Consider the following 25,019-nt stretch of genomic DNA (forward strand, 5'->3'; position numbering starts at 1 on the left):
TCTTAGCTTCGTAGAGCTGTTGCGATTGCCCGTCCGACAGCGGCGGCAAGTGGCGGGGGCATGGCGTGGCCGATCTGTCGGTAGCGGGACGTCTTGCCCCCGGCGAAGATCCACTCCTCCGGGATCGACTGAATCAGTGCCGCCTGCTCGACGGTCAGCTTGGGCATCTCCCCCGGGGGGAAATCCATCCCTGGCGGCTCGTCGCCGAGGCTGTTGCCGTTCACCCCCAGAGCGGCCCAGGCCTTTTTGCTCCCCGTGGGCCCAAGGTCGGCACCACCCCTTCGGTCGGAGCCACCTACGAGCGCAGGCGCCAGGCGGTCGGCCCTCTTGATCCACTCCTCTGCGGCCGGCCAGCCCCGCGAGGACATGGACGGGCCGAGCACCTGGCCCACGGTCGGGGTAGGGCTGTCTTCCGGTTCGGGCCAGGAGAACCGCGAGAAGTACGGTTCGGGCATGGCGACCATGAAGCTGCTCTTGCGGTTCTGCGGGACGCCAAAATCGGCGGCATTGAGAACTTTCCACGTCATGCGGTACCCACCTGCCGCAAGCTGGGCTCCCACCCAATCCCGGTCGACCGCGAACTCCGGACTCTCGGCCAGATCCGGGACGTTCTCCAAAAGGACGGCCCGCGGCCTCACCGCGCGGGCCAGCTCGATCGCGGCCCGGAGGACTTTGCGTTCCTCGGTGTCCTCATCGCGCCCGACGGTGGCCATGGACTTGACCCGTGGGAGGCCGCCGCTGAGGAGGTCGACGCCGATGATGTCCGGCCGCTCATGGACGGGGAAATGCATGAGGTCTATGCAGATGGTGTCCCATTCCGGCCTGTTCCGCCCAAGGGTGAAACACGCGTCGGCCTTGCTGTCGATGAGCACCACGGGGTCGAAACCGGCCTGCTCCAGACCGAGTGCCTGCGCGCCGCACCCGGCACAGATCTCGACGGAACGGAACCGAGGGGTCTCGACCGACTCCGCCAGGCGGGGATCCTGCGCAGGCGGCGTCGCGAGTGAAGTGGTGGGCGAAGCATCGACAACAGCGCTGCGCGTCGCGTCGCTCCCGGTGGGCGACGATGCGCGGCGCTGCGCATCGACGGACTCCTGGGCAACCGCCCGCAACTCGTCGTCCAAGGCGTGCTCCTCGATGCCGTCGAAGAGCACGAACGGGGCGAGCCGGAGCAACCGTTTGAGGAAGTCGCGAAGGGTCTCACGCTCGTTCAGGCCCTGAAGATCAAGGTCCCTCCAGACGCGGAGAATCGCGCGGACCATGTGAGGGCTTCCGCCGAGAGCGGCACGACGAGCGTAGATCTGGTCGAACGCAGCCTCCCCGAGGATCTTGAGCGCACTGTACGGCTCCGGATCATCCGAGGCCCGTACGAGCTGAGCGCGCCACCACAGGCGGCCGAAGACGTGGCGGGTGAGGTCGGTGCCGAGGACGCGGTCCTTCGGCGGCTGGGGATAGCGCCAGAACGCGACATCCGGGAGCACCACAAGGGCGAGGAAGGCCCAGACGTCCCGGGAGGCCGCCTCGGCGGGCACCATGCCCGTCTCGGCGTGCAGTTGGGCGGCGAGCCGAAGGTCGAATTCGGCGTTGTTTGCGCGGTCGGAGTCGTCGGGAAAGCCCGCACTCTTGGCGAGGTCGACAACCCCTGCGCGCAAATGGCGGAGTTGGGTGGTGGAGACCCTGTCCCCGCCGGTGGCCACGTACACGGCGGAATCGTGGGCGTATGCGACGCGACCGGCCAGTTCGGCGATCGACAGGTATCGGTATTCCTCGAAGAGCGGTTTGGCCTGCTCGGCGAGCAGTCGGGGAAAGAGGAAGCTCATCGTGACACCTCGAAGATCTTGACCGCCGCTTGCAGATCCGAGGCGAACAGGGCAGGTGACTGTCTTTGCCGCAGCCGGACATCCGTGATCAGCTGCCCCGGGAAAAGCCTGTCGAAGAGACTCAGCATGGTTGCGCCGAGCGAGCCGTCCGGGAAGTCGCCGTCCTCGATGAAGTCGTCGTCGGCCAAAGCGTGCTCGATCATGACCCGGGCGGCGTCCGCGTACACCGCGGAGAGGACGATCCGGTCGACCGGGCGGGGCTTTCCCGCGTTCTCGAACGCCGTGGCAGTGATGGTGTTTCGCTCGTTGACGAGCAGGAGCAGCGAACCCATGGTGGCGCTCTCCAGCCCGCCGCTGATCTGGAGGTGCCATGCGGCGTCGTCGGGGAACGACGTCAGTGAGAAATCGATCACCGCCATGGGGAACTGGGGGGCGTCGCCCTGCAGGCGCAATTCTTCCCGATCGCTCCACAGCACCGAGCCGGCACGGCGGGGCGAGGAGGGACGGGCGTCGAGACGGCGTTCGGCCAGAACCAGGGCGGTGTCGAGCGCGAGCAGGCCGCCGAGGTCCGCGCCACCCAGGACGATGTCGAACTCCGCGGTGATCGTGCCGCTGTCGATCAGGCGTGCGTGCTCTGCCGGCCCGCTGAGGCTGGAGCCGGTGGCCGTCCACACCACGGCAAGGGTGAGCGCCGCATCGGCTGGAAGTCCCGTTTGGGAGCGCGCACGGTCGAGATCGACGCTGACGGTCCTGCGCAGGCGCAGATCCATGTGGTAGTCCCAGTCCGGCAATGCCTCCGGCATCGGGACCTCTCCGTCCTCGGTGACCAGCCGCCACGGTTCGGCGCTGACAACATCCTCGGTCGGGACGCGGTATGGGAGGGCTCGGCGGGTCACGACTCCTTCACCGCCTCGACCTTGATGCCTATCTCGGTCATCGTGTCGGGGGCCGGCCGTACGAGCGCACGCCACACGGAATCGCCCCCTTCGATGACACAGGCATCGCCGCCGTGCAGACGGCCGTCGCCGTCCTCCCAGCCGACCAGAGCGGGCATGCGGGCTCCGATCGGCGGATCGGTCTCGCGCCCTCCTGTTCCGGGAAGTGTGACGGCTAGGTGGATGCGGACCCGCTGTGGACCCTCCGCGGGTAGGCGGAAGTCCTGGACGAGTAGTTCGTCGTCACCGCGATCCTCGTAGTACGGATCACCCACGTACTGCACCCGCGGACGCCGTCGTACGGCGACGGCGTCCGTCCCGCCGTTCTTCGAGCCGTACGACTCTCCGCCGGCACCGGCACCGGCATCGTCGGCGATGGATCCCTCCTGGCCTTTCGATGCCCTCTCCGAGGCGGAGCGGCCCGCAGCCGAACGGCGTGACCCCTCAACAGGCTTCAAGGCTTTTGTGTCGTTGCTGCCCGGATTGGAATAGGCCGTGGCGCCACCAATACCCCAGGCTCCGCCCACCAGCCCGGAGAAGAACGAACTGGCCGCACCCAGCGCCACGTTGGTCGCACCGGCGCGAGCGGTCCCGCCCAGTGACAGCATGTCGTTCAACGCTTCGCCGATGCGTTGGAACGTCGTCCGCACGAAGGTGCTCTCGGGTCTGTCCAGCGACTGCGGGTGCCAGGCGTCGTGCGTGGGTGGCTCAGCCTTCGCGTAGACCTCGTCCATGGCCTCGTCCGCGCGGAAGACCCCGGCATAACCCTGGTTCACGCTCGGCGGCCTCGGTCCCGGGTGATAGGTGACGACGAGTTCCGCAGGCCGCATCAGGCACACGTGGTGTACGACGTCCTCGATGTCGAGCATGCGCGACGCGCGGGTCGGTTCCACCGGAGGCATGATCCGCTTCACCAATCCGAGCCGACCGAGCTGCTGCCGCGGCTTCAAGCAGGCCAGAACGCTGCCCTCCGGTCCCGTCATCGCCTCGTACGCGGCCACGAACAGGGTCAGCGGACGGGTGTACCTGGGATCCGGCACAGGGTGGTCCACCCCGTCACAGGTGACGGAGAAGCGCATGGCCGGGTCCGTGCCCTCCGCGGAGATCATCTTCGGCCAGAGATGCCATGCCACGGTCTCGGCCAAGTACTCGGCTGCCAAGTCCGGTTCGAGGTCATCCAGATTGGGGTCGATGACGACGATCGTCGTCCCGGTCTCCTCCGGTGCGAAAGCCCGAAGTCCCAGACGTCGGGCAGCAGTCTCCGCCGCCGGGCCGATCAAGGGCTCGACGACGTCTCCCGAGGTGTCGCCCCACCAGTGCCGACCCGTGTATCGACGCTCCCCGTCGCTCTCCCGGGCGACGTAGCTTTTCCACAGGGTGCAGCCGATGAGCCGCGTCTCGTAACTGCCCTGAGACGTGCGGCATCGAGAGTGGACGAGGACGGTTCCGGATCTCGACAGCAGGTAGAAGATGCCTTTGCCGAAGCCGTACGTTCCCCCGCCGAGGGCGGTCTCCCGTGGCTCGCCTATGTTGCGGATGAAGGAGACGAAGTCGCGTTCGGGGCCCACGGCGTCGTCGGCGCGAGTGGGGCCGCCCAGCCCTCGGGTGCCGCGGTCGGAGACGGCGAGGAGGCGTGCTGGACGGTGCCTCAGCGTCTCGCGCAGCGGGAAGTGCTCCTCACTCATGGGCGCGCCGTCGAGGAGAAGCTCGCGCCACGCTCCGGCGTGCGCCGGGCCGACCGTCCACATGTCGATGCGGTAGTCGACCGGTTCGGCCAAGCCCTCGATACGGGCGTCCCAGCTGTTCTGAGCGGACTCGCGAACCAGGAGGGTGAGCAGGTCGAGTTCCGGGCGTCCGAGCTGGTTGCGGATGCCTTCGGCGGCACTGGCGCCTTCCGGCGGGTAGGGCTGGGAAAACCAACGAGGCTCGATCACGCGGGCTCCTGGACCAGATTCTCGATCATCCGGGACACCTGCTCGGGGGCCATCGGCGCGGGGTTCTCACCGGACAGGTCGATGGTGTACTCGACGTCCAGGACGGATATGGCCACGCCTGCGGTGGTCAGGGCCTCGCCGGTCAATCCGGGGAAGCCGGCGTCGACTCGATACCACCGCTCCTCACCGACCGCGAAGCAGACGTCTTCGTAGAGGTCTGCGTCGGCGAGACGGTAGCCGGCCATCGCAAGCTGTTCGAGCAGGGCTCCCTCGTCGTCGCACAACCGCAGGGCTTCGTTCACCGACTCCACGAGCCTGGTGCCCGCGCCGTTGGTGGTGGTGCGGTGCAGCCGGAACCAGGCCAGGCCGAGCGCTCCGCCGTCGGGAGCCTCGAGCTGGTCGAGTCCATGAATGCGCGGCCGTCGGCCCTCGCTGACGGTGCTCGCTTTCACTTCGACGGCGTTGGACGCAGTCGAGAAGTCGTGGCGGTGTCCCGTGGGCCCCCGCCAGATCCGGTGCGCACTCGGGTCCTTCGAGAGGAGACGGTTCAGCACGGTCAACTCCGCGAAGAGCCCGGCCAGTTCCTCCGGGCCCAATCGCGGGCCCTGCGTCCGGAACAGTGACCTCCAGCGGTCGAGCACCCTGTACAGAGCTTTGACGGGATTGTCTGGCACCTCGATGACCTCCGCCAGGACGTCCGCGCACAGTTCGGTGAACAGGTCGCTGAGGTCGTCGCGCAGGCAACCCAGATCTGCGTACGTCTGATAGGTCTCCGCGTCCTCCAGTGGACGTTTGCGCAGCCTGAGGACCGGCCCGTCCAGGCCGGTGCGAACCTTCATATGCGTGTGTATCGGGACCAAGAGGTGGCGGTGTCCGTCGTGGTCCACGGCCACCGCGAGGGGGCCGTTGCTGGTGGCGACGGACAGTTCCGCCACCCGCAGTCGACGCTCTCCCGTGGTCGGCTCGGCCTCCAGGGCGACCCAACGCTGCTCCACGAGGCCGCGGAACTCGTCCTCGCTCATGCGTCATCACCGTCGACGAGGCTGTAGTCCTCCTCCTCGATCTCGACACGCACGCCGGACAAGTCAGCGGAGATGTAGCTCGCCACAGTGCTGTCGCCGTTCTGCGGCTCGGGGAAGACCAGGCCGACACCGATCACGTGCTCCTCCGCGTTGAGCGGAGCACGGAGCTTCTTCGACGGGTCGGGCTCGGACACCTTGTCGATCGGGTACAGGACGAGCAGGCCGGTGTCCGGCAACTGCTTGTGCCGCTCCTCCATGATCTCCCCCTCCTTGAGCTTCCCGACGTCCCCGGCAAGGTCGATCGCCGCATCCCTGCGGCTCATCAGCGTTTTGATGTCCGCGAAGTCCGGGTCGGGGTTGGACAGGGCAAGGCGAGCGCGAGTGTTCAACCCGACGGCTACATGGGGAGCGAAGGCGAAATCCTCGCCCTTCCCTGCGGGGTTGCCCACGATGGCGACGTTCCAGCGCCCCAGAGAGCCGGCGCTGGTCACCCGCTTGCGGATGTAGTTGCTCATCAGCTCGGCGTCGTTCTCCGGAGACTTCTTGTGGAACTTGTAATTCGACAAGAAGTCGAGCACGAAGTCGTGCGGCACGTCACGGAAGACGTAGCGTCCGTCCGCGGCACGGGTCTCCACACGGCGCGCGTTGGCTACAGCGGATGCGACCAGCTTGCGTGCCGCATCGATGTTCCCTCTCAGCCACTCGGCGTTCGTGTGGAAGTAGTGGGTCTGGACCCGCTTGCCGCCGTAGGAGGATGCCGCCACGACCGCATCGCGCATCTTTGCTGCCGCGGTCACGCGCAGGGCGGGGTGCGTACGCAGGCGCACGGCGAAGGTGAGCGGGCTTTCGTCCTCGGTCATGTAGATGTCGATGTCTCGACGCATCTCGGTCTCTACTGTGGCCAAGTGCCGGAACCACTCGGCAAGTTCGTCGGTCATCCAGGTTCTCGGCAGGTCGGCGTATCCGTTCCGGAACCCGAACCATCGCCCCATCTGGAGCAGAGTGTCGTACGCCGAGACCGAGCGGACGAAGTAGCTGACGGACAGCCCTTCGAGGGTGAGTCCTCGCGACAGGGTGTTGCCGCCCACCGCAATCGCGACGACCGGGCCGTTCTCGTAGTCGAGCCTGTCCTCGCTGCTGGAGTTGTCCATGATGATGCGACAGCTGTCCAGTACCTCGGGCAGATGCGGAGCCAATTCCTCGAACGGCACCGTCGTCTCACCGAAGTCCTCGGCCGGGACGCGTGCGGTCTCCATCTCCCACAAGGCACGCAGCGCGGAGAGACGGTCCGGATTCCCCAACGACTCCGCCGCACGCTTGCGCAAAAATTCCAGAGGCCTTCTGAAGCTGTTGTGGACCGCGGTGTTGACGCTGGTGTGTATCAGCATCGTGTTGTGCGGGTTCCCCGTGCCGCGCACGCGGCGGGCTGCGGTGACCAGCCAAAAGTACTCGACGGCCCGGCTGAGGGTGTCGGTGATCTGCGGCTCGAAGCCGTCGATGTCGGCCCTGGTCCCAGGACGTACAAGAGGGACGTCATCCTCCGGTACCGAGCGGATCATGTCGTAGCCGTCGTCGACCTGCTCCGGATCCTCACCGTCGAGGGCGTAGCGACCGAAAAGGACTTCAGTACCGAAGTGCCCTGCAGGCTTAGGCAGGTTGACGACGAAGTCCTTTGGATACAGGTCCTCGGCGCTCGGGTCGATCAGCAGGTTCGCGAACGGGGACGCCGTGTATCCGACGTACGCTGACCGGGGCAGGTGGCTCATGATGCTCAGGATCAACGGATTGATCGACTTCGTCGCCACGGTGGCCTGGTCCGCCTCGTCGTCGATGATCAGTGCGGGGCAGTCCTCAAGGTAGGTCGAGGCCTTCTCAAGCCACTTGGCGAGCTTGCGCAGGACTGTCGCGTTCTTCTTCACAACGCACAGGACGTGGGTCTTGTTGCTCTTGCCGAAATAAGACGCCGGGTTTTCCTGTGGGGTGAAGTCCTTTTCGAGCCCGGTCAGCTGTGACCACAGTGAAGGGTTCGGTTCCACGAGCTGCTGCACGAGGCGGGCCTGGGTCTGGCGGCGAAGTCCGTTGTGGATGCCGGCCAGGACGATGAAGAGCTTGTATCCGCGATCCGCGGCCTTTGCCATGACCGACGTGAAGTTGGTCGTCTTCCCGGACTGCACGTAGCCGACCACCAGTCCACGTGTGGAGAACGACTTCTCCTTCGGGTGGTTCAGCAGGGAGACGACACGAGTCGACGAGTCGTTGAGGCTGTTGATCGCCGGATCCTCGGGCCAGCCGTCCTTGCGTAGTTGGTCCGCCACCGCCGGCCAGCACTTGTCCTTGGCCTGCGGTCCCGTGTACCACGTGTCGCGGTTGCCCTGGATCACTGCGTGCGGCTCCACGAGCTCCTTGATGCGGATCGTCTCCTGCTCGTGCCGCTCACGGATCTGCTGCACGATCTCCGGAGTGATGCCGAACTGTTCCAGCCGCTTGACTGCCTCCGCCGGAGGAAAGGAGTCGAGCAACGCCTTGAACGTGTCGTACATTCCGTCGATTTCGTCGGTCATGGGAGTCGACCGTTCCCCGTTTCACTTTGCTGGAGCCAATCGGACTGCGCGGCGCCGTGCCTCGCCGACCAGCCGTCCGCGACACAAACACCCTGGAAGTGCGCTGTGACACACCCCTGCACACAACATCTACACGATATTGGGTGGCGCGCGTCCCAATTCCGGGAATCGTGGGGTCAATGTGGTCCCGATTCGGCACCCGGGTCAGTGGCTGCCCGAGGCCCCTTCCGAGACAGCACTGCAGCCTGGATCCGACGGGCGACGTCATCGGCCGACTCGTGCTCCCAGAACCGCAGCACCGCCCAGCCGGCGGCAGTCAGATGGTCGGTCGTCTCGCGATCACGCGCTATGTTCCGGTCGAGCTTTGCTCGCCACCACTCCGCGTTGGCTCTCGGATGCGTGGCGTGCTCCGGGCAGCCGTGCCAGTAGCAGCCGTCGAGAAACACCGCGATCCGCAACTTGCTGAATGCGATGTCCATGCTCCGTCGCCGCATGCCCGGGACGGGATAGTGCACCCTGTACCGCAGACCGTCCGCGTGCAGAAGTCGACGGACCAGCAGTTCCGGCTGGGTGTCACGGGAAACCTGACGACTCATGCGCGCCGAGACGGACGGGGACGATGCGGTCGGGGACATGGCACCAGTGTCCCGCGCGAGCGTCATCGGGCCAAACCGCACCCCTGCATTCCCAGCAGAACCGGAAGCAGGTCACTCAGTCATGCGCAGAGCCTGAAACGCGATCTCGCCCCCTGCTGCTTTCATGGAGCGTATGACCAGCAAAAGCGTCACCGTCGAGCGTCGCATCGCCGCAGCTCAAGGGTCGGTGTGGGCAGCCCTCACTGACCTCCGGGGCATGGAACGCGTCCTCAGTGGCGTGTCCAAAGTGGAGGTTCTCTCCGACGGGCCCTTCGGTGTCGGGACCCGCTGGCGCGAAACCCGGCGGATGTTCGGGAAGGACGCCACCGAGGAGATGTGGGTGACCGTCTGTGAGGTGCCCGAGCGGTATGTCGTCGAAGCCGAGTCACACGGCAGTCGCTACGTGTCGGAGTGGGAGCTGCGTGCGGACGGGCCCATTACGACTACCGTCCGCATGACGTTCACAGCTACAACCGCCGGTGGCCGGGTCATGGGCGTGCTGGCCAAGGTGCTGGGTGGGCTCGGTGCTCGTGCGGTCAGCAAGGCCATCGCGAAGGATCTTGATGACGTTGCCGCCGCCGTCGAGGGGCGCCAGGGCTGAGCTCAGGTCACTGAGAACCGTGACAGTCGCCGTAGCCCCGCCCCGACCCGCACCAGCAAGTCGCCCCCCGCTGCGGCGGCCACTCGACCGCCCGCCCCCGCGCCGCCAGCGTCGTCGCGTACTGGGGGAGCAGTGATGCGTCGCCCGGCGTCGTTCCCTCCGATGCCGCGAAGGCCTCGTAGGACGGGACCGTGCCGGTCACGATGCCCAGGTTCGGGGTGCCGGAGGAGGCCAGCTCGCGCAGGGAGGCCTCTATGGTCGCGAGGTGGGTCTCGTGGGACGGGTACTCCTCCGCCAGCGCCGGGTACGACGACAGGAGCTCCGTCAGTTCCTCCGCCGGCCAGTGCAGGATCGCCACCGGGAACGGGCGGGACAACGCCTCCCGGTACGCGCCGAGTTCCGCTCGCAGGCGGCTGATCTCCGCCTCCAGTTCCGCCGGGTTGTTCGAGCCCAGGGACCAGACCCGCTTGGGGTCGTGCAGCTCGTCAAGGGAGACCGGGGCGGCCGAGGAGGCGTGCAGGGTGTCCGCCAGCATGTCCCAGTCGTCGTGCGCCGCGCCCAGCATCCTGCGGACCCGGTGGCGGCCGAACAACAGCGGATGCGTCGAGTACGGGGGTTCCGCCACGTGCGTCAGGACCAGCGTCACTCCCTCCGTGAACGTCTCCTGCGCCGCCTCCAGCTCGTCGTGGGCCTCCAGTGCCTCCGCCACGATCACCCACGGTGCCGGGTCACGAGGGGCCGCGGACCGGACTCCCTCGATGATCGCGCGAGCCTCCGCCTCATGGCCGTACTCCCACAGGTTCGACGCCTTCAGGGCGCGGACCAGGTAGGGGTTCTCCAGGGAACCGTCGGACGACAGCAGGCGGTCGTAGAGCGTGCTCGCGGCGGGGCGGTCACCGGCCAGTTCCAGGTGAGCCGCCGCCTGCAGCAGCAGGGCTTCGGCGTCCTCGGGGTACAGGCCGGCGGTCCGCTCCAGGCGTGCCGCTTCGGCGGTGTGGTCGACGTTCTCGGCAGGCGTGTCGGGGCGCATGCACGACACCGTACTGCCCGGCGGTGACAATGGGCCCCGGCCGCTGCCCGCAGTTGTCTAGATCGTCACCCCGTCCACCTGGAGCGTCTGCACCGACCCCGCCGCGAACGGCACGCTCACCGACTTTCCGCTCACGTGCACATCCGTGTACGCGCGGTACATGTCGCCCCCTCCCGTCACCGTGTTCCAGCGCGGGACCAGGCCTCCCGAGCCGCCCGTCACCGTCGTGAAGCGGGACAGGTCGAAGGTCAGGGTCTGGGCGGTGGTGGCCGTGTTCACCGCCACGATCACCAGGCGGCGCGCGGTCGCGTCGTACGCCGCCACCGCGTAGCTCACTCCCGTGTCGAGGATCGTCATGCCGGGGCGGATGTGGCGGCTGAACTGGGCCATCACGTAGTACTTCGGCTGTACGGTCGTCGGCTGGAGCGTGCTCGCGTCGTACGCGATCATGGCCCACCCCGTCGAGGGATCCATCACCTGCCAATAGCACCAGGCCGTGGGGTGCAGCCAGCGGAAGTCGTAGCAGAGGTTGCGGGCCATGCTCAGGCCCGTGCCGTCGCCGTCTCCCGTCTCCGAGTTCCACAGCTTCTTGCCCGACGTCGTCACCACGTCCGTGTACAGAAGGTCCCTGCGGCCGCCCGTGCCCTGGTAGCCGTGCACGTTCACCTGTGACACCAGCGCCTTGGTCGCGGAGCCGAAGGAGGCCCACGTCGAGCGTGCCGTGTCGTAGTTCGTCTCGTCCGAGGCCGAGACACGTACCCCGGTCAGGCCGCGCTTGTCCAACTCGCTTCCCATGTACGGCAGTACGGCCGCCTGCACCGCCGGGTCCAGGTGGCAGCCCTCCTGGGTGCCGGTGGCCGTCCACCAGGTCGACGCCGGCTCGTTGAAGGGGTCGACCGTGGCGAAGTTCACGCCCCAGTTCGTCCGCGCGTACAGAGCCACCGCCGCCAGGTGGGAGGCGTGCTGGCGGTGGTTCCAGGTCTGGAGGTTGTTGCCGCCGTCCGCGGCGCCGGACGGGTTGTGGTTGTAACACATCCACCACATGGGGGAGTTGGCGAAGAGCTCGGTGATCGCGCCCCGCTGCGTCGCCTTCACCAGCATCGCCCGCTGTGCCGCGTCCGCCGTCCAGTCCCAGGCGGAGGAGGTGGGGTCCTCGTTCGTCCAGTCCTGCCAGAAGCCCTCTATCTGCTTGAAGGCCGGGATGTTCGGCGACTCGGCCATCGTCTCGCCGTTCACGGTGTTCCAGCTGCACGCGCCCAGGTTGTAGCGGGCGATGTTCAGGCCCAGGCCGGGCAGTGAAGTGCCGTTGTACGTGACCGACTTGGTGGTGAAGAAGAGGTCGGCGAAGTCGTCCCGGGTGCCGAAGACATTGCCCCACCAGGCCAGGGAGGTTCCCCAGCCCTCCCAAGTGCCGTACCTCGTATTCGGGTTGACCGCGATCGTCGCGTCCGCGTGTGCGGTGCCGGTGGCCAGGGCGCTGCCCAGGACCGCTCCGCCCGTCGCGGTCAGCAGAGTTCTGCGTCTGATCATGACTCCTCCGCCTCGCTCGTCACGAAGGCGTCCGCCTCGGCACACGCCTTCCGGCACGTGTCCCGTACATGCCATCAGGAAGCATCGGGCCCGGCTCCCGGCCGTGTCGAGAGTTGCGACAGCCCTTTCTCAAACCCGTGTACGAAGTCTCGAACGGCTCCGGAACTCTGGTGACTTCGACCCCGCCGCCCTATCGTGCGGGCCCCGCGATGAAGGAGGCGCACCCCTAGGAGGCCGCACATGCGGGGACCCCTCGTCGTCCAGCACAGCACCCGCCGCCGACGCGCCCTGCGCCACCGCGCCCTCTGGACGGGCGGCGAACTCCTCGTCACCGTCGGCCTCGTCCTGCTGCTCCTCGTCGTCCACCAGCTCTGGTGGACCAACCGCGAGGCCAAGGCGGAGGCCCGGCGCGAGGTCGCGGCGCTGGAGCGGGAGTGGGGCGCCCCCGCCCAGCCGCGGAGGACCTCGGCCCCCACCGGCGCCACTCCCGCTCCCTCCCAGGGGGCAGACGTCCGGGCCGGGCCGGCCCCCACCCCGTCCCGCGCCTACGCCATCCTCACCATCCCCCGCCTCGGCCTGCGCGTCCCCGTCGCCGAAGGCATCGGCACGGCCGACGTCCTCGACAAGGGTCACGTCGGCCACTACCCCGGTACCCAACAGCCCGGCCGCCCCGGCAACTTCGCCCTCGCCGGGCACCGCAACACCCACGGCGAGCCCTTCCGGCGGCTCGACCGGCTCGGCAAGGGCGACGAGATCGTCGTGGAGACGAAGGCCGCCGTGTACACGTACGCCGTCGACCAGACCCTCGCGCGGACCTCCGCGCACGACACCGGGGTCATCGGGGCCGTGCCGCGCAGCCTCGTCCACCCCGGGCGCGGATACCGGGCGGCCGGGTACTACCTCACCCTGACCACCTGCACGCCCCAATTCACCTCCCGGTACCGGCTGGTGGTGTGGGGGACACTTCTCTCGGCACGAGCGCGTTGAGGTATAACAAGGGCAACCGGGAGGGGAGGGAAAGCCGATGATCAAGCGCTGGGCCGGTCCGCGTCCCGCTCTCGTCCTCCCCGCCCTCCTCCTCACCCTCTTCCTCGACGTCCTGCTGCTCGACTCCGGCAGCCTCTTCGCGACCGTCGCCCTCGCCGCGACCGCCGCCGCCGGGTCCGCGCTCGCCGTCTGCTCGGTCATCGCCGCGCGCTGCGCGCCCGCCGTGCCGCCCACCCGGGTCCGTACGGCCATCCGCGACCGGGACCGCCGTACGGCCTTCCTGCCGCAACGCGACCCCGACGCCAGGGGGCGCACCCGGCCCCGAGCCCCTGGTCTCGCCTCCTCGACGACCGTCGCGTAGGGGCAGCACCGCCACCGAGTGACCCCGCGCGGGTCGTCATGCCGCCATTCCCGTATCCCGGCACGACGAGACCCGAAGGGCTCACCCATGTCCGTTTTCGCCCAGCTTGTCGAGCAGCTCGCGGAGCTGCTCCAGCCCTTGTTCCACGGCTCCGCGGCCGCCGTCGCGATCGTCCTGTTCACCGCGCTCGTACGGCTGCTCGTGCATCCGCTGTCCCGGGCCGCCGCCCGGGGCCAGAAGGCCCGCGCCGCGCTCCAGCCGAAGATCGCCGAACTGCGCCGCAAGCACGCCAAGCACCCCGAGAAGCTGCAGCGGGCCGTGCTGGAGCTGCACTCCGAGCACCAGGTGTCGCCGCTGGCCGGCTGTCTGCCGGGGCTGTGCCAGGCGCCCGCGTTCCTCCTCCTCTTCCATCTCTTCTCCAGCTCGGAGATCGGCGGGAGGCCCAATGCGCTCCTCGACCACCAGCTCTTCGCCGCGCCCCTCGGCGGACGCCTGACGGACGCGCTCAGCGGGGGAGGGGCGGCCGGGCTCGTGTATCTGGGGTTGTTCCTGCTCGTCGGCGCGGTCGCCGTCTTCAGCTACCGGCGGGCCAAGCTGACCCTGGCCGACAGCGCGCCCGCGATGGACACCCCCGGTGCCGGTGCGATCGGCAAGGTGATGCCGTTCATGTCCTTCTTCACGCTGATCACCGTGGCCGTCGTACCACTGGCCGCCGCGCTGTACGTGGTGACCAGTACGACCTGGGCGGCGGTGGAGCGAGCCGTTCTGTACCGCTGACCTACGGTCCAGTACGTGAACCGGGTATTGCGGACTGGACTCCGACCTTGGAGGATCGACCAGTCCTCCGATGGCTGCACCCGTCGGCGGGCGCCCCGCGATCGAGGGAGATTGTGACCATGAAGCTGCTGCGAGTCGGTACGGCGGGAGCGGAGACGCCCGCGCTGCTCGACGCCGAGGGGGTTCTGCGGGACCTGTCGGGCGTCGTGCCGGACATCGACGGACCGCTGCTCGCCGACGAGGAGGCTTTGGGGCGCATCCGTGCGGTCGCCGGTCAGCTGCCGGTGCTGGACGCGACCGGGCTGCGGATCGGGCCGCCGGTCGGGCGGATCGGGAAGGTCGTGTGCATCGGGCTGAACTATCACGACCACGCCCGCGAGACGGGGGCCGAGCCGCCCGCCGAGCCCGTCATCTTCTTCAAGGCCGCGGACACGGTCGTAGGACCGCATGACACCGTGCTGGTGCCTCGCGGGTCGGTGAAGACCGACTGGGAGGTCGAACTGGCCGTCGTCATCGGGCGTACGGCCCGGTACGTCGAGTCCGCTCAGGCGGCGCTCGGGCATGTCGCCGGGTACACGGTGGCGCACGACGTGTCCGAGCGGGAGTTCCAGATCGAGCGGGGAGGGACCTGGGACAAGGGGAAGAACTGCGAGACGTTCAATCCGCTCGGGCCCTGGCTGGTGACCGCCGACGAGGTGCCGGATCCGCAGAACCTGTCCCTGAAGCTGTGGGTCAACGGGGAGCTGAAGCAGGACGGGACGACCGCCGAGCAGATCTTCCCGGTGGGGGAAGTCGTGCGATACGTCAGCCAGTTCATGACGCTGTACCCCGGCGACGTGATCAACACGGGTACGCCGGCCGGGGTCGCGATGGGGCAGCCCGAGCCGAAGCCGTTCCTTCGGGCCGGGGACGTCGTGGAGCTGGAGATCGAGGGGCTGGGCCGCCAGCGGCAGGAGCTCAAGAGCGCCTAGCCCCTCCCCACCTGCCTACCGGCTCTTGCCCAGGAACTCCTCCAGCGCCTCCACCACGAAACGGTGGTCCTCCAGCTGGGGGAGTCCGCTCACGGTCACCGCGCCGATCACGCCGACGCCCTCCACCGTGAGCGGGAAGGAGCCGCCGTGCGCCGCGTACGTGTCCGGGTCCAGGCGCGAGGAGTCCTCGAAGGTCGTGCCCTTGGCCCGGGACCGCGCGCCGACCAGGTAGGACGAGGAGTGGTAGCGCTCCACCACCCGGCGCTTGCGGGCGATCCACGCGTCGTTGTCCGGCGTGGCCCCGGGGAGCGCGGCGTGGAAGAGCTGCTGGCCGGCGCGGTGGATGTCGACGGCGACCGGGGCCTGGCGCTCGCGGGCCATGTCCACCAGGAGCGAGCCGAGTCGCCAGGCGTCCTCCTCGGTGAACTCCCGGAATACCAGGCGGCGTTCCTGGGCCTGGAGCTCCTCGATGGTCGGGGTGATCTCCGGGGTGAACTTCGGCGTGATCCCGTTGTTGTGCGTCACAGCGTCACCGCCACACAGTCGCGGGCCGAACGGCGGGCCGCCTCCAGTACGTCGAGGGCGGCGGCCGCCTCCAGCGCGGTCACCGGGTTGGCGCCGCCGTCGGAAAGGGCCCTGGCCACGGCCGCATAGTACGCGGGGTAGTCGCCCGGGAGGGTCGGTTCCGGGCGCCCTCCGCCGGTCAGCGGGGACTCGCCGGAACCGACGCGGCCCCACAGGGACTCGGGCTCCAGACCCCAGTCGGCGCCGGGGCGCACACCGTCGCGCAGGGCCGCCTCCTGGGGGTCGAGGCCGTGCTTGACGTAGCCCGCCTTGGAGCCGAGGACCCGGAAACGGGGGCCGAGTTGGGCGGTGGTGGCGGAGACGTAGAGGTGGGAGCGGACGCCGCTGGTGTGGGTGATGGCGATGAACGTGTCGTCGTCCGTCTCGGCCCCGGGGCGGCGGACGTCGGTCTCGGCGTAGACGGAGGCGGCGGGGCCGAAGAGGACGAGGGCCTGGTCGACGACGTGGCTGCCGAGGTCGTAGAGGAGACCTCCGATCTCTGCCGGGTCGCCCGACTCGCGCCAGCCGCCCTTGAGTTGCGGGCGCCAGCGCTCGAAGCGGGACTCGAAGCGGTACACGTCACCCAGTTCGCCCTCGGCGATGAGCTTGCGCAGGGTCAGGAAGTCGTTGTCCCAGCGGCGGTTCTGGAAGACCGACAGGAGCAGTCCGCGCTCCTCGGCGAGCGCCGCGAGCTCGCGGGCCTCGGCGGCGGTGCCCGCGACCGGCTTGTCGACGACGACCGGGAGGCCGGCCTTGAGTGCGGCGGTGGCGAGCGGGACGTGGGTCTTGTTCGGGGAGGCGATGACGATCAGGTCGAGCTCGTCGGCGCGGGCGAACAGCTCCTCGGGGGTCGCGGCGATCCGGACGTCCGGGTGCTCGGCGCGGGCCTGCTCCTGCCGCTCCGGGTTGGCGGTGACGACCGTGTCGAGGGCGAGGCCCTCGGTCGCGGCGATCAGCGGGGCGTGGAAGACGGAGCCGGCGAGGCCGTAGCCGATCAGGCCGGTGCGGAGGGGTGTGCCAGTCATGGTTCCTACTTTCGCAACGCTGTTGCCAAAGTGCAAGCGGTGGGGAGAATGGGCCTATGAGCAGGACGAAGGACGTGACCCGGTGACCCAGGGCGTGAATCTGCCGGCCCTGCGCAGCCACAACACCGCGCTGGTGCTGGATCTGTTGCGCACGGCCGGTCCGGACGGCATCAGCCGACTCGAGCTGGCCGAGCGGATCGGGCTGACCCCGCAGGCCGTCAGCAAGATCACGGCGCGCTTGCGGACGGAGGGGCTGGCCGCGGAGGCGGGGCGGCGGGCGTCCACGGGCGGCAAGCCGCGGACCGTGCTGCGGCTGGTGCCGGAGGCCGGGCACGCGGTGGGGGTGCATCTGGACCGGGACGCGCTGCGGGTGGTGCTGGTCGATCTGACGGGCGCGGTGGTGGCCGAGCGGCGCGCCGGGCTGGGGCTGCGGGCCGGGCAGCGGGCGGTCGTCGAGGGCGTGGTCGGTGAGGTGGGGGCGCTGCTCGGGGACGCGGGGACCTTGATCGGCGTGGGGGTGGGGCTGCCCGGGCCGCTGGATCACGCGCGGGGGGTGCTGCACCGGGTCACCGGGTTCCCCGAGTGGGACGGCTTCGCGATCCGGGAGGCGTTGGAGCGGGGGCTTGGCGGGGTGCCGGTGGTGGTGGACAAGGACACGAACGCGGCGGCGGTGGGTCTGGCGGTCGGCGGGGTGGCGGAGTCGTTCGCGTATCTGCACTTCGGGGCCGGGCTCGGTGGGGGGATCGTGCTGGGCGGCGCGGTGCGTCGGGGGGCCAGAACCGGGGCGGGGGAGTTCGGGCATCAGGTGGTGCAACTGGACGGGCCGGTGTGCGGATGCGGGAACCGGGGGTGCGTGGAGGCGCTGTGTCTGGCGGCGGTGGAACGCGGGGACTTCGAGGAGGCGGCGCGGGTGCTCGGCACGGGTGCCGGGAACCTGGTGGCGCTGCTGGACATCGACGTGGTGCTGCTGGGCGGCCGTACGGTGGCGGCCCGTCCGGAGTGCTTCGTACGAGGCGCCGCGGCCGTCCTCGAGGAACGCGGCCGGAGAGTCGGCGAGCAGCCGGTACCGGTTCGGCTCGCTCCGGGAGGGGGCCGGGAAGTCGCGGAGGGGGCGGCGCAGTTGGTGCTCGCACCCCTGTTCGGGCGCGGGGTGGGGTGACGGCCGGCGAGGGCCGCGTGCGGATGCGGGGCTCCGCCGGGGTGGGCGAGGCGGACTTCACGACGTCACGTGGGACTCCGGTGGGTACGGTCGGCCCGTACTCGCCGTACGGCGGTGGCGTGGCGGGGGCGTTGGGCGGATACGGCGGGTTCGGCGGGAGTCCGGTGGGGACGGTCGGCCCGTAGTTATCGCGCGGCGGTGGCGTGGAGGGGGCGTTGGGCGGATACGGCGGGTTCGGCGGGAGTTCCGTGGGTACTGCCGGCCCGTACTCGCCGCACGGCGTTGGCACGGCAGGGCCGTTCGGGGGGAAACGGCGGCTTCCTGGGAGCGGCGTACGCCTGTCGGGCGAGTTCTCCGGCATGGTCATGTGTTCATGCGACTGTTCCTCCCCGTGTCCCTGTTCCTTCCCCTCGCTCTCGTCGCCGCGCCCGGGGTCGCGCACGCCGCCGGGCCGGAGAGCGGTTGTGCCGCGTCCGACGGGCGGTCGTTTCCGCTCAGTACCCGGATCCGCGGCGGGCCCGGGTCGTACGAGGCCGGCGGCGGGTTCGGCACCTGGTATCTGGAGCTGCGCAACAAGACCGACGTGACCTGCGAGAACGTGCACCCCGTCGTGGTGCTCGTCGACGACCGGCGGGCGCTCACGGCCGCCCAGCCCCGGCTGGAGTACTACGTCGGCGACCGGCCCCACCCCGTGCGGTTCGAGACCACCGACGAGGACGAACTCGTCGGGGCCTTCGGCGGGGCGGCCGAGGACGGGTTCACGGTCGGGCCCGGCAAGACCGTCACCGTGAAGGTGCGGCTCGCCGTCACCTCCGACGCCGTTCCCAACCGCGTCACCGCCAACGCCGCCGTGGTGCAGCGCCACGACGACGACGGGGACTGGATCGGGCAGTCCAACGACTACCGGTTCGGCATCGAATCCGAATCCCTTTCGGACTCCGCCTCCGACTCCGCCTCCGAAGCCGGCTCCGCCTCCGAGCCCCCCACCACCGCCACCGCGGACCCCGGTCGATCCACCGCCCCCCGCCTCCCCTTCGCCGAGGAGCTCGCCAGCACCGGCACCCCCGCCACCGCCCTCGCCGCGACGTTCGCCGTGCTGCTCGTCACCGGCGGAGCGCTGCTGATCGCCCGGAGGCGGCGCTGAGCCCACCGGGGACGTCTGACACGCTCCCTGCGTGGACTACCCGAACGACCAGGCCCCCGGCGCCCCCGTCCGCTCCGGCATCCCCGAGCACGGACGCATCCCGAAGTGCTACGCGGTGAAGGCGCGCATCGACCGGCTCGTGGCGGAACTTCCCGAGGGCAGGGCCATCCCCACCGAACGCGATCTCGCCGAGGAGTACGACGTCGCCCGCGAGACCGTACGGCAGGCGCTGCGCGAACTCGTGCTGGAGGGCAAGCTGCGCCGGCAGGGGCGCGGCACGGTCGTCGCGGGCCCGAAGCTGGAACAGCCGCTCTCGCTCGCCAGCTACGCCGAGGGCGTACGGCGCCAGGGCCGCACCCCCGGCCGTACCCTCGTCACACTCGACCGCTTCCCCTGCCCGTAGGCGCTGGCCGCCGAGACCGGACTCACCCGCGGCGAGGCCGTCTGGCACCTTGAGCCATGGCCGAACCCCTCTCCGCCCTCGACGCCCGCCTGCGCTCCGGGATGCTCGCCGAACTGACGCGCCGCACCGCGAGTTGCCGGACGTGTCGATCCTCTGCGTCACCCACTACCAGGTCGAGGCGCTCACCCTCGCCGACCGCATCGCGGTCATGGACAGCGCGCGCCTCCAGGCATGCGGGACGCCGCGGGAGCTGCACCGGGCCCCGCCGACACCCGGCTCGTCGACGTCGTGCCCACCGTCCTCAAGCAGCTCGGCATCGCCGTCGACCCGGCCTGGGGCCTGGACGGCAAGCCGATCCAGCAGCGGTCCACCGACCCCGTCGACGCGCTCACCCTCTCCGCCCGCACACCCCGCCCAGCGGCTGGTCCTTCGCCACCGACGAGTTCTGGTCCCGCACCCAGCGCGACCAGTCCCGTGAGCTCAACGTCCGGTCCCGGGGCGTGTTCGCCCTCGCCGACTCCGACAACGGCGGCACCCCGGCCGTCGTCGAGAGCTACACCTCGGACGTCGTCTCCCAGCCGCAGTCCCTCTCCGTACCCGTCCCCGCCGGGGCCGCCAGCGTGAGCTTCCGCTTCCTCTGCACCGGCGCCAACAACTGGTACTGGGTGATCGACGGGGTCAGGGTGAGCACTTCCTGATTAGGCTGAGGGCGTCGGTACGCCGTGGTTCCGGCGCCCTCCGCTCACCTTCGTACGTACGCCAGGAGTCCCGCACATGGCAGACCGCAAGCCCATCGAGTCATGGCTCACCGACATGGACGGTGTGCTCATCCACGAGGGCGTACCGATCCCCGGCGCCGACGCGTTCATCAAGAAGCTGCGTGAGTCCGGAAAGCCGTTCCTGGTCCTCACCAACAACTCCATCTACACCCCGCGCGACCTGCACGCCCGGCTGCGGCGCATGGGCCTGGAGGTGCCGATCGAGTCCATCTGGACCTCGGCCCTGGCCACCGCCCAGTTCCTGGACGACCAGCGGCCCGGCGGCTCGGCCTACGTGATCGGCGAGGCGGGGCTCACCACGGCTCTGCACGACATCGGCTACATCCTCACCGACCACGAGCCGGACTACGTCGTCCTCGGTGAGACACGCACCTACTCCTTCGAGGCCATGACCAAGGCGGTCCGGCTGATCAACGAGGGCGCCCGGTTCATCTGCACCAACCCCGACGAGACCGGCCCCTCCACCGAGGGCCCGCTCCCCGCGACCGGCGCCGTCGCCGCCCTGATCACCAAGGCGACCGGCAAGCAGCCCTACTTCGCGGGCAAGCCGAACCCCCTGATGATGCGCACCGGCCTGAACGCCATCGGCGCCCACTCCGAGACCAGCGCCATGATCGGTGACCGCATGGACACCGACGTCCTGGCCGGCATGGAGGCCGGGATGCAGACCTTCCTGGTGCTCACCGGGCTGACCCGGCCGGAGCAGGTGGAGAACTTCCCCTACCGGCCGTCCCAGATCGTCGATTCCATCGCGGACCTCGTCGACCGGGTCTGAAAACCCCTGAGGCCACGATTCGACCCGTACGGAGCAGTCGGGCCCCGCTGAGGATGCGGGGTCCGGCGCCCAGGAGGAGCCTCCAAGTAACTGGAGGTTCACGATGGGCTCAATAAAAGTCACTCTCTGTGCGGGCGCGGCCGCGGCCGTCCTCGCGCTCACCCCGGGGGCACACGCGGCGGACGGGGGCGGCATCTCGGTGAACCCCGCCTCGCCCACCCCGGGCGGTGATGTCGCGCTGCGCGTCACGGGCTGCGCCGAGAAGACGGCCAGCGCGTTCTCGGCCGCCTTCGTCACCGACGTCAAGCTCACCGTCAGCGGCGCCGAGGGCACCCTCATCGGCGAGAGCCGTATCCGGTCCTCCCTGGAGATCGGGAGCTACGACGTCACCGTCACCTGCGGTGACGTCAAGAGGACGGTGTCCCTGCCGGTGGGGAAGACGCCCGCCACCCCGGCCTCGCCGGTCGCCCCCGTGAAGGCGGGCGGCGGCGGTACGGCGGTCCGGCTCGCCGAGGCCGACGCCGACAACGGGGACGACACCACCGGCCCCGGCCGGACGCACGCCGTGATCGGTCTCGTCCTCGCCGGCGTCGCGGCGACGGCCGTGGCGCTCAGAAGCGCCCGCCGGAGCCGCGGGACGGACTGACCATGTCCGGACAACCGCGTGCACGGCTCTCCGGCCGTCTGCTCACCGCCACCGCCTGGGCCGTCCTGCTGCTCGGGCTGTGGCTGTGGGGACGGGACGCCACCGACGTACGACACGGGACATCCACGCCCACCACCGGCGACATGGCGGCGGTGGGCCGCCCGCCCGACGTCGCCATGCCGCCCCCCGCCCAGCCGCTCGGCGACGCCCTTCCCCAGCGCGTCGACATACCCGGACTCGGCGTGCAGGCCCCCGTGGTGGCCCGCGGCCTCGACCCGCAGGGCGCCGTCGACCCACCGCCCTTCGACCAGCCCGGCGTCGTCGGCTGGTACGCCGCCGGCGCGGCGCCCGGGGCGTCCGGCACCGCGCTGCTGGTGGGGCACGTCGACACCGAGACCCGGCCCGCCGTCTTCTACAAGATCAGCGCGCTGAAGCCGGGCCAGACGGTCCGTGTCATCCGCGACGACGGCCGGGCCGCCGAGTTCACCGTCGACGACGTCCAGGTGGTCACCCGCGACCGCTTCGACGCCCGCCAGGCCTACGGGCCCCGCGAGCGAGGCCGCGCCGAACTCCGGCTGATCACCTGCGGCGGCACCTTCGACCGGGCCAGCCGCAGCTACACGGCGAACGTCGTGGTGTCGGCGTACCTCACGGGCACGGGCCTGTGAGGGGGCAACGGCCCGCGCGGCAAGGGCGGGAGAAGGCCACCTGTGCGGCGAGGCTGGAAGAAGGCCACCTGGCCCGGTCGACGGCCCGCTCCCCCCGAAGCCGCCGACCGGGCCGGCCCTCGACCGCGCGCGCTCGGGCTGCGGGAGTAACCCGGCGACAGGCGCGGGAGGTTGGGGTGGTCATCACGGAGAGAGGCGACAGGCCGGGGGCTGGGGCCGTCTCACACGACTCTATGACGGATGCGAGCCGTGGCCTAGAGCCCCCTCGACGACCACCCACCCATCACACCCTCGGCCCGAAGCCCTGCCTACGGCCACCCATACGCCGCACCTTGGCTCGGAGTCCTTGTCTGCGACCACCCACCCGGCGCACCTGGGCCCGGAGTCCTTGTCTGCGGCCGTCCACGCGCCGCACCTGGGCCCGGAGTCCTTGCCTGCGACCACCCACCCGGCGCACCTTGGCCCGGAGTCCTTGTCAGCGGCCGTCCACGCGCCGCACCTGGGCCCGGAGTCCTTGTCAGCGGCCGTCCATGCGGCGCACCTTGGCCCGGAGTCCTTGTCAGCGGCCGTCCACGCGCCGCACCTGGGCCCGGAGTCCTTGTCTGCGGCCGTCCATGCGCCGCACCCTGGCCCGGAGGCCTTGCCTGCGACCACCCACCCGGCGCACCTCGGTCCGGAGTCCTTGTCTGCGGCCGGTCACCTGTCGTGCCCTCGGCCCGAAGCCGCGTCTACGGCCGCTCTTGCGGCCCGTCACCGGCCTCGCGCCGCAGTTCCGCGTCGTCCGCGACTCGGTCGATGACGGCCTGCGCGACCCGGTCCAGCGGCAGTCGGCGCCGCCGCGCGTACTGCCGCAGCGCCACGAAGGCCTGGTCCGCGCCGGTCTGCCAGCGTTCCGCGAGCATGCCCTTGGCCTGCTCGACGCGGACCCTGCTGGACAGCGCTTCCTGCAACTGGCCCGCCAGCGTGCGGTACCGGGCGTACGTCCGCTGGTTCTGCAGGCCCACGGCCGCCGCGTCGGCCAGCGCCTGCGCCAGCCGCAGCTCACCGTCGCCGCCTCCCGCGTCCTCGGGCAGTGTCGGCACGAACACGTTCAGCGCTCCCAGCAGCGTCTCGCGGCGGCGCAGCGGCACCGCGAAGGTCGCCGCCACCCCGTGCCGCAGCGCTCGCTCGGTGAACACCGGCCAGCGCGAACCGGCGTGCGCGACGCTGAGGGAGACCGGCGGCACCGGCTTCCCGGTGCCGTAGCTGTCCAGGCAGGGCCCGCCGCCGGACTGCGCCTGGAGCAGGTCGAGCGCGAGCTCCCGCTGCCGGCTGCTCCCGGCCAGCGAGACGGTACGGCCCCCGTCGATCAGCATGAACCCGGCGGCCCGCGCGCTCAGCAGGTCCACACAGTGGTCGCAGACGCGTTGTAAGTAGTCGGCTGTCTCGAATCCGTCGGTCAGCGTGTCCGCCGCCTCCACGAGCGCGGCGGCCAGCCGGGTCTCCCGAGGGGTGCACTGCATGGCCCACGTCCCTTCCCCTGACGCCCTCCCCGCTCAGCGGCGCACCTACCCTCACCCCCAGGGGTGTAACAGCTCTCGGACAAGGCCCGACCGACCTCGTGGGTCTCAGGACGCGTATGTCAGGATTGAGGCTTGGAACAGTGCACCCAAGGGGGAGTTGGATGTACGGCAGTAGGGGGGCCCGGAAGGGCGCGTCCGCGGTGGTGCTGGGGGCGGCGCTGCTGATCTCGGGATGCTCCTCCGACGACGGTGGTGACGAGCCGGACAGTGCCGGCGCCGGAATCACCCAGCAGCCCAAGGAGATCGACCCGTTCTGGGTCAATCCCGACGGAAACGCGGCCCAGCAGGTGGCCGACTACGAGCAGGACGGCAAGGACGCCGACGCCGAGCAGATCCGCAAGATCGCCGAGCAGCCGACCGGCGAGTGGATCGGCCCGGAGAGCCCTGAGGAAGAGGCCCGCGGTTACACCGAGGCCGCGGACAAGGCGGGCCGTACGGCTCTGCTGGTGCTCTACAACATCCCGCACCGCGACTGCGGCCAGTACTCACAGGGCGGCGCCGCCGACGGCAACGCCTACCGCGACTGGATCGACGGCGTGGCGGCGGGCATCGGCGACCGCTCGGCGACGGTCATCCTGGAACCGGACGCGGTCCTGCACCTGGTGGACGGCTGCACTCCGGACGAGTTCCACGAGGAGCGCTACGACCTCCTCAAGGGCGCGGTGGAGAAGCTCAAGTCGCTGAAGAACACCAAGGTGTACCTGGACGCGGGCAACGCGGGCTGGGGCAACCCGGACCAGATCTTCGAGCCGCTGAAATGGGCCGGCATCGACCAGGCGGACGGCTTCTCGGTCAACGTCTCGAACTTCTACACCACCGAGAAGTCCATCGAGTACGGCAAGACGCTCTCGGCCAAGGTCGGCGACAAGCCCTTCGTCATCGACACCAGCCGCAACGGCAACGGCCCGTACGAGGAGGGCGACCCGAACGAGCGGTGGTGCAATCCGCCGGGCCGGGCCCTGGGGGAGACGCCGACGACCAAGACGGCGGACCCGCTGGTGGACGCGTATGTCTGGGTCAAGCGCCCGGGCGAGTCGGACGGCGAGTGCAAGGGCGGTCCGAAGGCGGGCGAGTGGTGGGCGGAGTACGCGCTCGGACTGGCCAAGGCCTCCAAGTGAGTTCCCCGCGCC

Annotated in this window: 22 protein-coding genes and 3 pseudogenes; 14 read left to right on the plus strand and 11 right to left on the minus strand. The window is 69.9% G+C overall.

Annotated features, from left to right (window positions below; genetic code table 11):
• Positions 1-2: 2 nt before the first annotated feature.
• From ACWDRW_RS07980 to ACWDRW_RS08005, 6 genes are all read right to left on the minus strand, one after another.
• Entirely contained in the window at positions 3-1,820 is a 1,818-nt protein-coding gene (locus ACWDRW_RS07980) for a DUF6339 family protein (protein ID WP_451721438.1), read from the minus strand.
• A complete protein-coding gene (locus ACWDRW_RS07985; protein ID WP_451721439.1) occupies positions 1,817-2,716 on the minus strand; it encodes a hypothetical protein in 900 nt (299 codons plus the stop codon). Before ACWDRW_RS07985 ends, ACWDRW_RS07980 begins: the two co-directional genes overlap by 4 nt.
• On the minus strand, positions 2,713-4,689 hold the full coding sequence (locus ACWDRW_RS07990; RefSeq protein WP_451721440.1) for a hypothetical protein: 1,977 nt from the start codon (positions 4,687-4,689) through the stop codon (positions 2,713-2,715). Before ACWDRW_RS07990 ends, ACWDRW_RS07985 begins: the two co-directional genes overlap by 4 nt.
• Positions 4,686-5,711: a PD-(D/E)XK motif protein gene (locus tag ACWDRW_RS07995; protein WP_451721441.1), complete on the minus strand. Its 1,026-nt coding sequence runs from the start codon at positions 5,709-5,711 to the stop codon at positions 4,686-4,688. The genes ACWDRW_RS07990 and ACWDRW_RS07995 overlap by 4 nt, the downstream gene beginning before the upstream one ends.
• Positions 5,708-8,272, minus strand: coding sequence for a Z1 domain-containing protein (locus ACWDRW_RS08000; RefSeq protein ID WP_451721442.1), 2,565 nt, complete (start codon positions 8,270-8,272; stop codon positions 5,708-5,710). The genes ACWDRW_RS07995 and ACWDRW_RS08000 overlap by 4 nt, the downstream gene beginning before the upstream one ends.
• A 176-nt stretch (positions 8,273-8,448) precedes the next feature.
• Complete coding sequence (locus tag ACWDRW_RS08005) at positions 8,449-8,868, minus strand: very short patch repair endonuclease (RefSeq protein WP_451721604.1); 420 nt, start codon at positions 8,866-8,868, stop codon at positions 8,449-8,451.
• A 172-nt stretch (positions 8,869-9,040) separates the two neighbouring features.
• Here ACWDRW_RS08005 and ACWDRW_RS08010 point away from each other — a divergent pair, with 172 nt between their 5' ends.
• Positions 9,041-9,508: an SRPBCC family protein gene (locus ACWDRW_RS08010; RefSeq protein WP_451721605.1), complete on the plus strand. Its 468-nt coding sequence runs from the start codon at positions 9,041-9,043 to the stop codon at positions 9,506-9,508.
• Positions 9,509-9,515: 7 nt separating this feature from the next.
• On the opposite strand, the gene ACWDRW_RS08015 is transcribed toward ACWDRW_RS08010, so the two are convergent.
• Positions 9,516-10,538 carry an SEC-C domain-containing protein gene (locus tag ACWDRW_RS08015; protein ID WP_451721443.1) on the minus strand — a complete coding sequence of 341 codons (1,023 nt, stop codon included), beginning with the start codon at positions 10,536-10,538 and terminating at the stop codon, positions 9,516-9,518.
• 57 nt (positions 10,539-10,595) lie between these two features.
• Positions 10,596-12,068, minus strand: a complete 1,473-nt coding sequence (locus ACWDRW_RS08020; protein WP_451721444.1) for a glycoside hydrolase — start codon at positions 12,066-12,068, stop codon at positions 10,596-10,598.
• A 240-nt stretch (positions 12,069-12,308) separates the two neighbouring features.
• On the opposite strand from ACWDRW_RS08020, the gene ACWDRW_RS08025 reads away from it, so the two are divergent.
• The 4 genes from ACWDRW_RS08025 (at position 12,309) to ACWDRW_RS08040 (ending at position 15,164) form a co-directional block, all read left to right on the plus strand.
• Complete coding sequence (locus ACWDRW_RS08025; RefSeq protein WP_451721445.1) at positions 12,309-13,055, plus strand: class E sortase; 747 nt, start codon at positions 12,309-12,311, stop codon at positions 13,053-13,055.
• A 37-nt stretch (positions 13,056-13,092) separates the two neighbouring features.
• The gene (locus ACWDRW_RS08030; protein ID WP_451721446.1) at positions 13,093-13,416 is read left to right on the plus strand and encodes a DUF6412 domain-containing protein; all 324 of its coding nucleotides are present in this window, start codon (positions 13,093-13,095) and stop codon (positions 13,414-13,416) included.
• Positions 13,417-13,503: 87 nt separating this feature from the next.
• Positions 13,504-14,193 (plus strand): YidC/Oxa1 family membrane protein insertase, encoded by a 690-nt coding sequence (locus ACWDRW_RS08035; protein WP_451721447.1) that lies wholly within the window; start codon positions 13,504-13,506, stop codon positions 14,191-14,193.
• 119 nt (positions 14,194-14,312) lie between these two features.
• Positions 14,313-15,164: a fumarylacetoacetate hydrolase family protein gene (locus tag ACWDRW_RS08040; protein ID WP_451721448.1), complete on the plus strand. Its 852-nt coding sequence runs from the start codon at positions 14,313-14,315 to the stop codon at positions 15,162-15,164.
• Positions 15,165-15,179: 15 nt separating this feature from the next.
• On the opposite strand, the gene ACWDRW_RS08045 is transcribed toward ACWDRW_RS08040, so the two are convergent.
• Positions 15,180-15,689 (minus strand): heme-degrading domain-containing protein, encoded by a 510-nt coding sequence (locus tag ACWDRW_RS08045; protein WP_451721449.1) that lies wholly within the window; start codon positions 15,687-15,689, stop codon positions 15,180-15,182.
• On the minus strand, positions 15,686-16,753 hold the full coding sequence (locus tag ACWDRW_RS08050) for a Gfo/Idh/MocA family protein (RefSeq protein WP_451721450.1): 1,068 nt from the start codon (positions 16,751-16,753) through the stop codon (positions 15,686-15,688). Before ACWDRW_RS08050 ends, ACWDRW_RS08045 begins: the two co-directional genes overlap by 4 nt.
• A gap of 82 nt (positions 16,754-16,835) precedes the next feature.
• Between ACWDRW_RS08050 and ACWDRW_RS08055 the strand changes: the two genes are divergently transcribed.
• From ACWDRW_RS08055 to ACWDRW_RS08090, 8 genes and pseudogenes are all read left to right on the plus strand, one after another.
• Positions 16,836-17,912 carry an ROK family transcriptional regulator gene (locus ACWDRW_RS08055; RefSeq protein WP_451721451.1) on the plus strand — a complete coding sequence of 359 codons (1,077 nt, stop codon included), beginning with the start codon at positions 16,836-16,838 and terminating at the stop codon, positions 17,910-17,912.
• A 373-nt stretch (positions 17,913-18,285) separates the two neighbouring features.
• Positions 18,286-19,056, plus strand: coding sequence for a hypothetical protein (locus ACWDRW_RS08060; RefSeq protein ID WP_451721452.1), 771 nt, complete (start codon positions 18,286-18,288; stop codon positions 19,054-19,056).
• Between the two features lie 31 nt (positions 19,057-19,087).
• Positions 19,088-19,456, plus strand: a pseudogene (locus tag ACWDRW_RS08065) (GntR family transcriptional regulator); the annotation flags it as partial.
• 65 nt (positions 19,457-19,521) lie between these two features.
• Positions 19,522-19,724, plus strand: a pseudogene (locus tag ACWDRW_RS08070) (2-aminoethylphosphonate ABC transport system ATP-binding subunit PhnT); the annotation flags it as partial.
• Positions 19,685-20,157, plus strand: a pseudogene (locus ACWDRW_RS08075) (alkaline phosphatase family protein); the annotation flags it as partial. The pseudogenes ACWDRW_RS08070 and ACWDRW_RS08075, both read left to right, overlap by 40 nt.
• A 76-nt stretch (positions 20,158-20,233) precedes the next feature.
• The gene (locus ACWDRW_RS08080; protein ID WP_451721453.1) at positions 20,234-21,013 is read left to right on the plus strand and encodes an HAD-IIA family hydrolase; all 780 of its coding nucleotides are present in this window, start codon (positions 20,234-20,236) and stop codon (positions 21,011-21,013) included.
• 103 nt (positions 21,014-21,116) lie between these two features.
• Positions 21,117-21,659: a hypothetical protein gene (locus ACWDRW_RS08085; RefSeq protein ID WP_451721454.1), complete on the plus strand. Its 543-nt coding sequence runs from the start codon at positions 21,117-21,119 to the stop codon at positions 21,657-21,659.
• A gap of 2 nt (positions 21,660-21,661) precedes the next feature.
• Positions 21,662-22,327, plus strand: coding sequence for a class F sortase (locus ACWDRW_RS08090; RefSeq protein WP_451721455.1), 666 nt, complete (start codon positions 21,662-21,664; stop codon positions 22,325-22,327).
• A 728-nt stretch (positions 22,328-23,055) separates the two neighbouring features.
• Here ACWDRW_RS08090 and ACWDRW_RS08095 read toward each other — a convergent pair.
• Complete coding sequence (locus ACWDRW_RS08095) at positions 23,056-23,829, minus strand: ANTAR domain-containing protein (protein ID WP_451721456.1); 774 nt, start codon at positions 23,827-23,829, stop codon at positions 23,056-23,058.
• Between the two features lie 161 nt (positions 23,830-23,990).
• Between ACWDRW_RS08095 and ACWDRW_RS08100 the strand changes: the two genes are divergently transcribed.
• Complete coding sequence (locus tag ACWDRW_RS08100) at positions 23,991-25,007, plus strand: glycoside hydrolase family 6 protein (protein ID WP_451721457.1); 1,017 nt, start codon at positions 23,991-23,993, stop codon at positions 25,005-25,007.
• Positions 25,008-25,019: the final 12 nt, after the last annotated feature.

This window comes from Streptomyces sp. NPDC003635 (assembly GCF_053587635.1).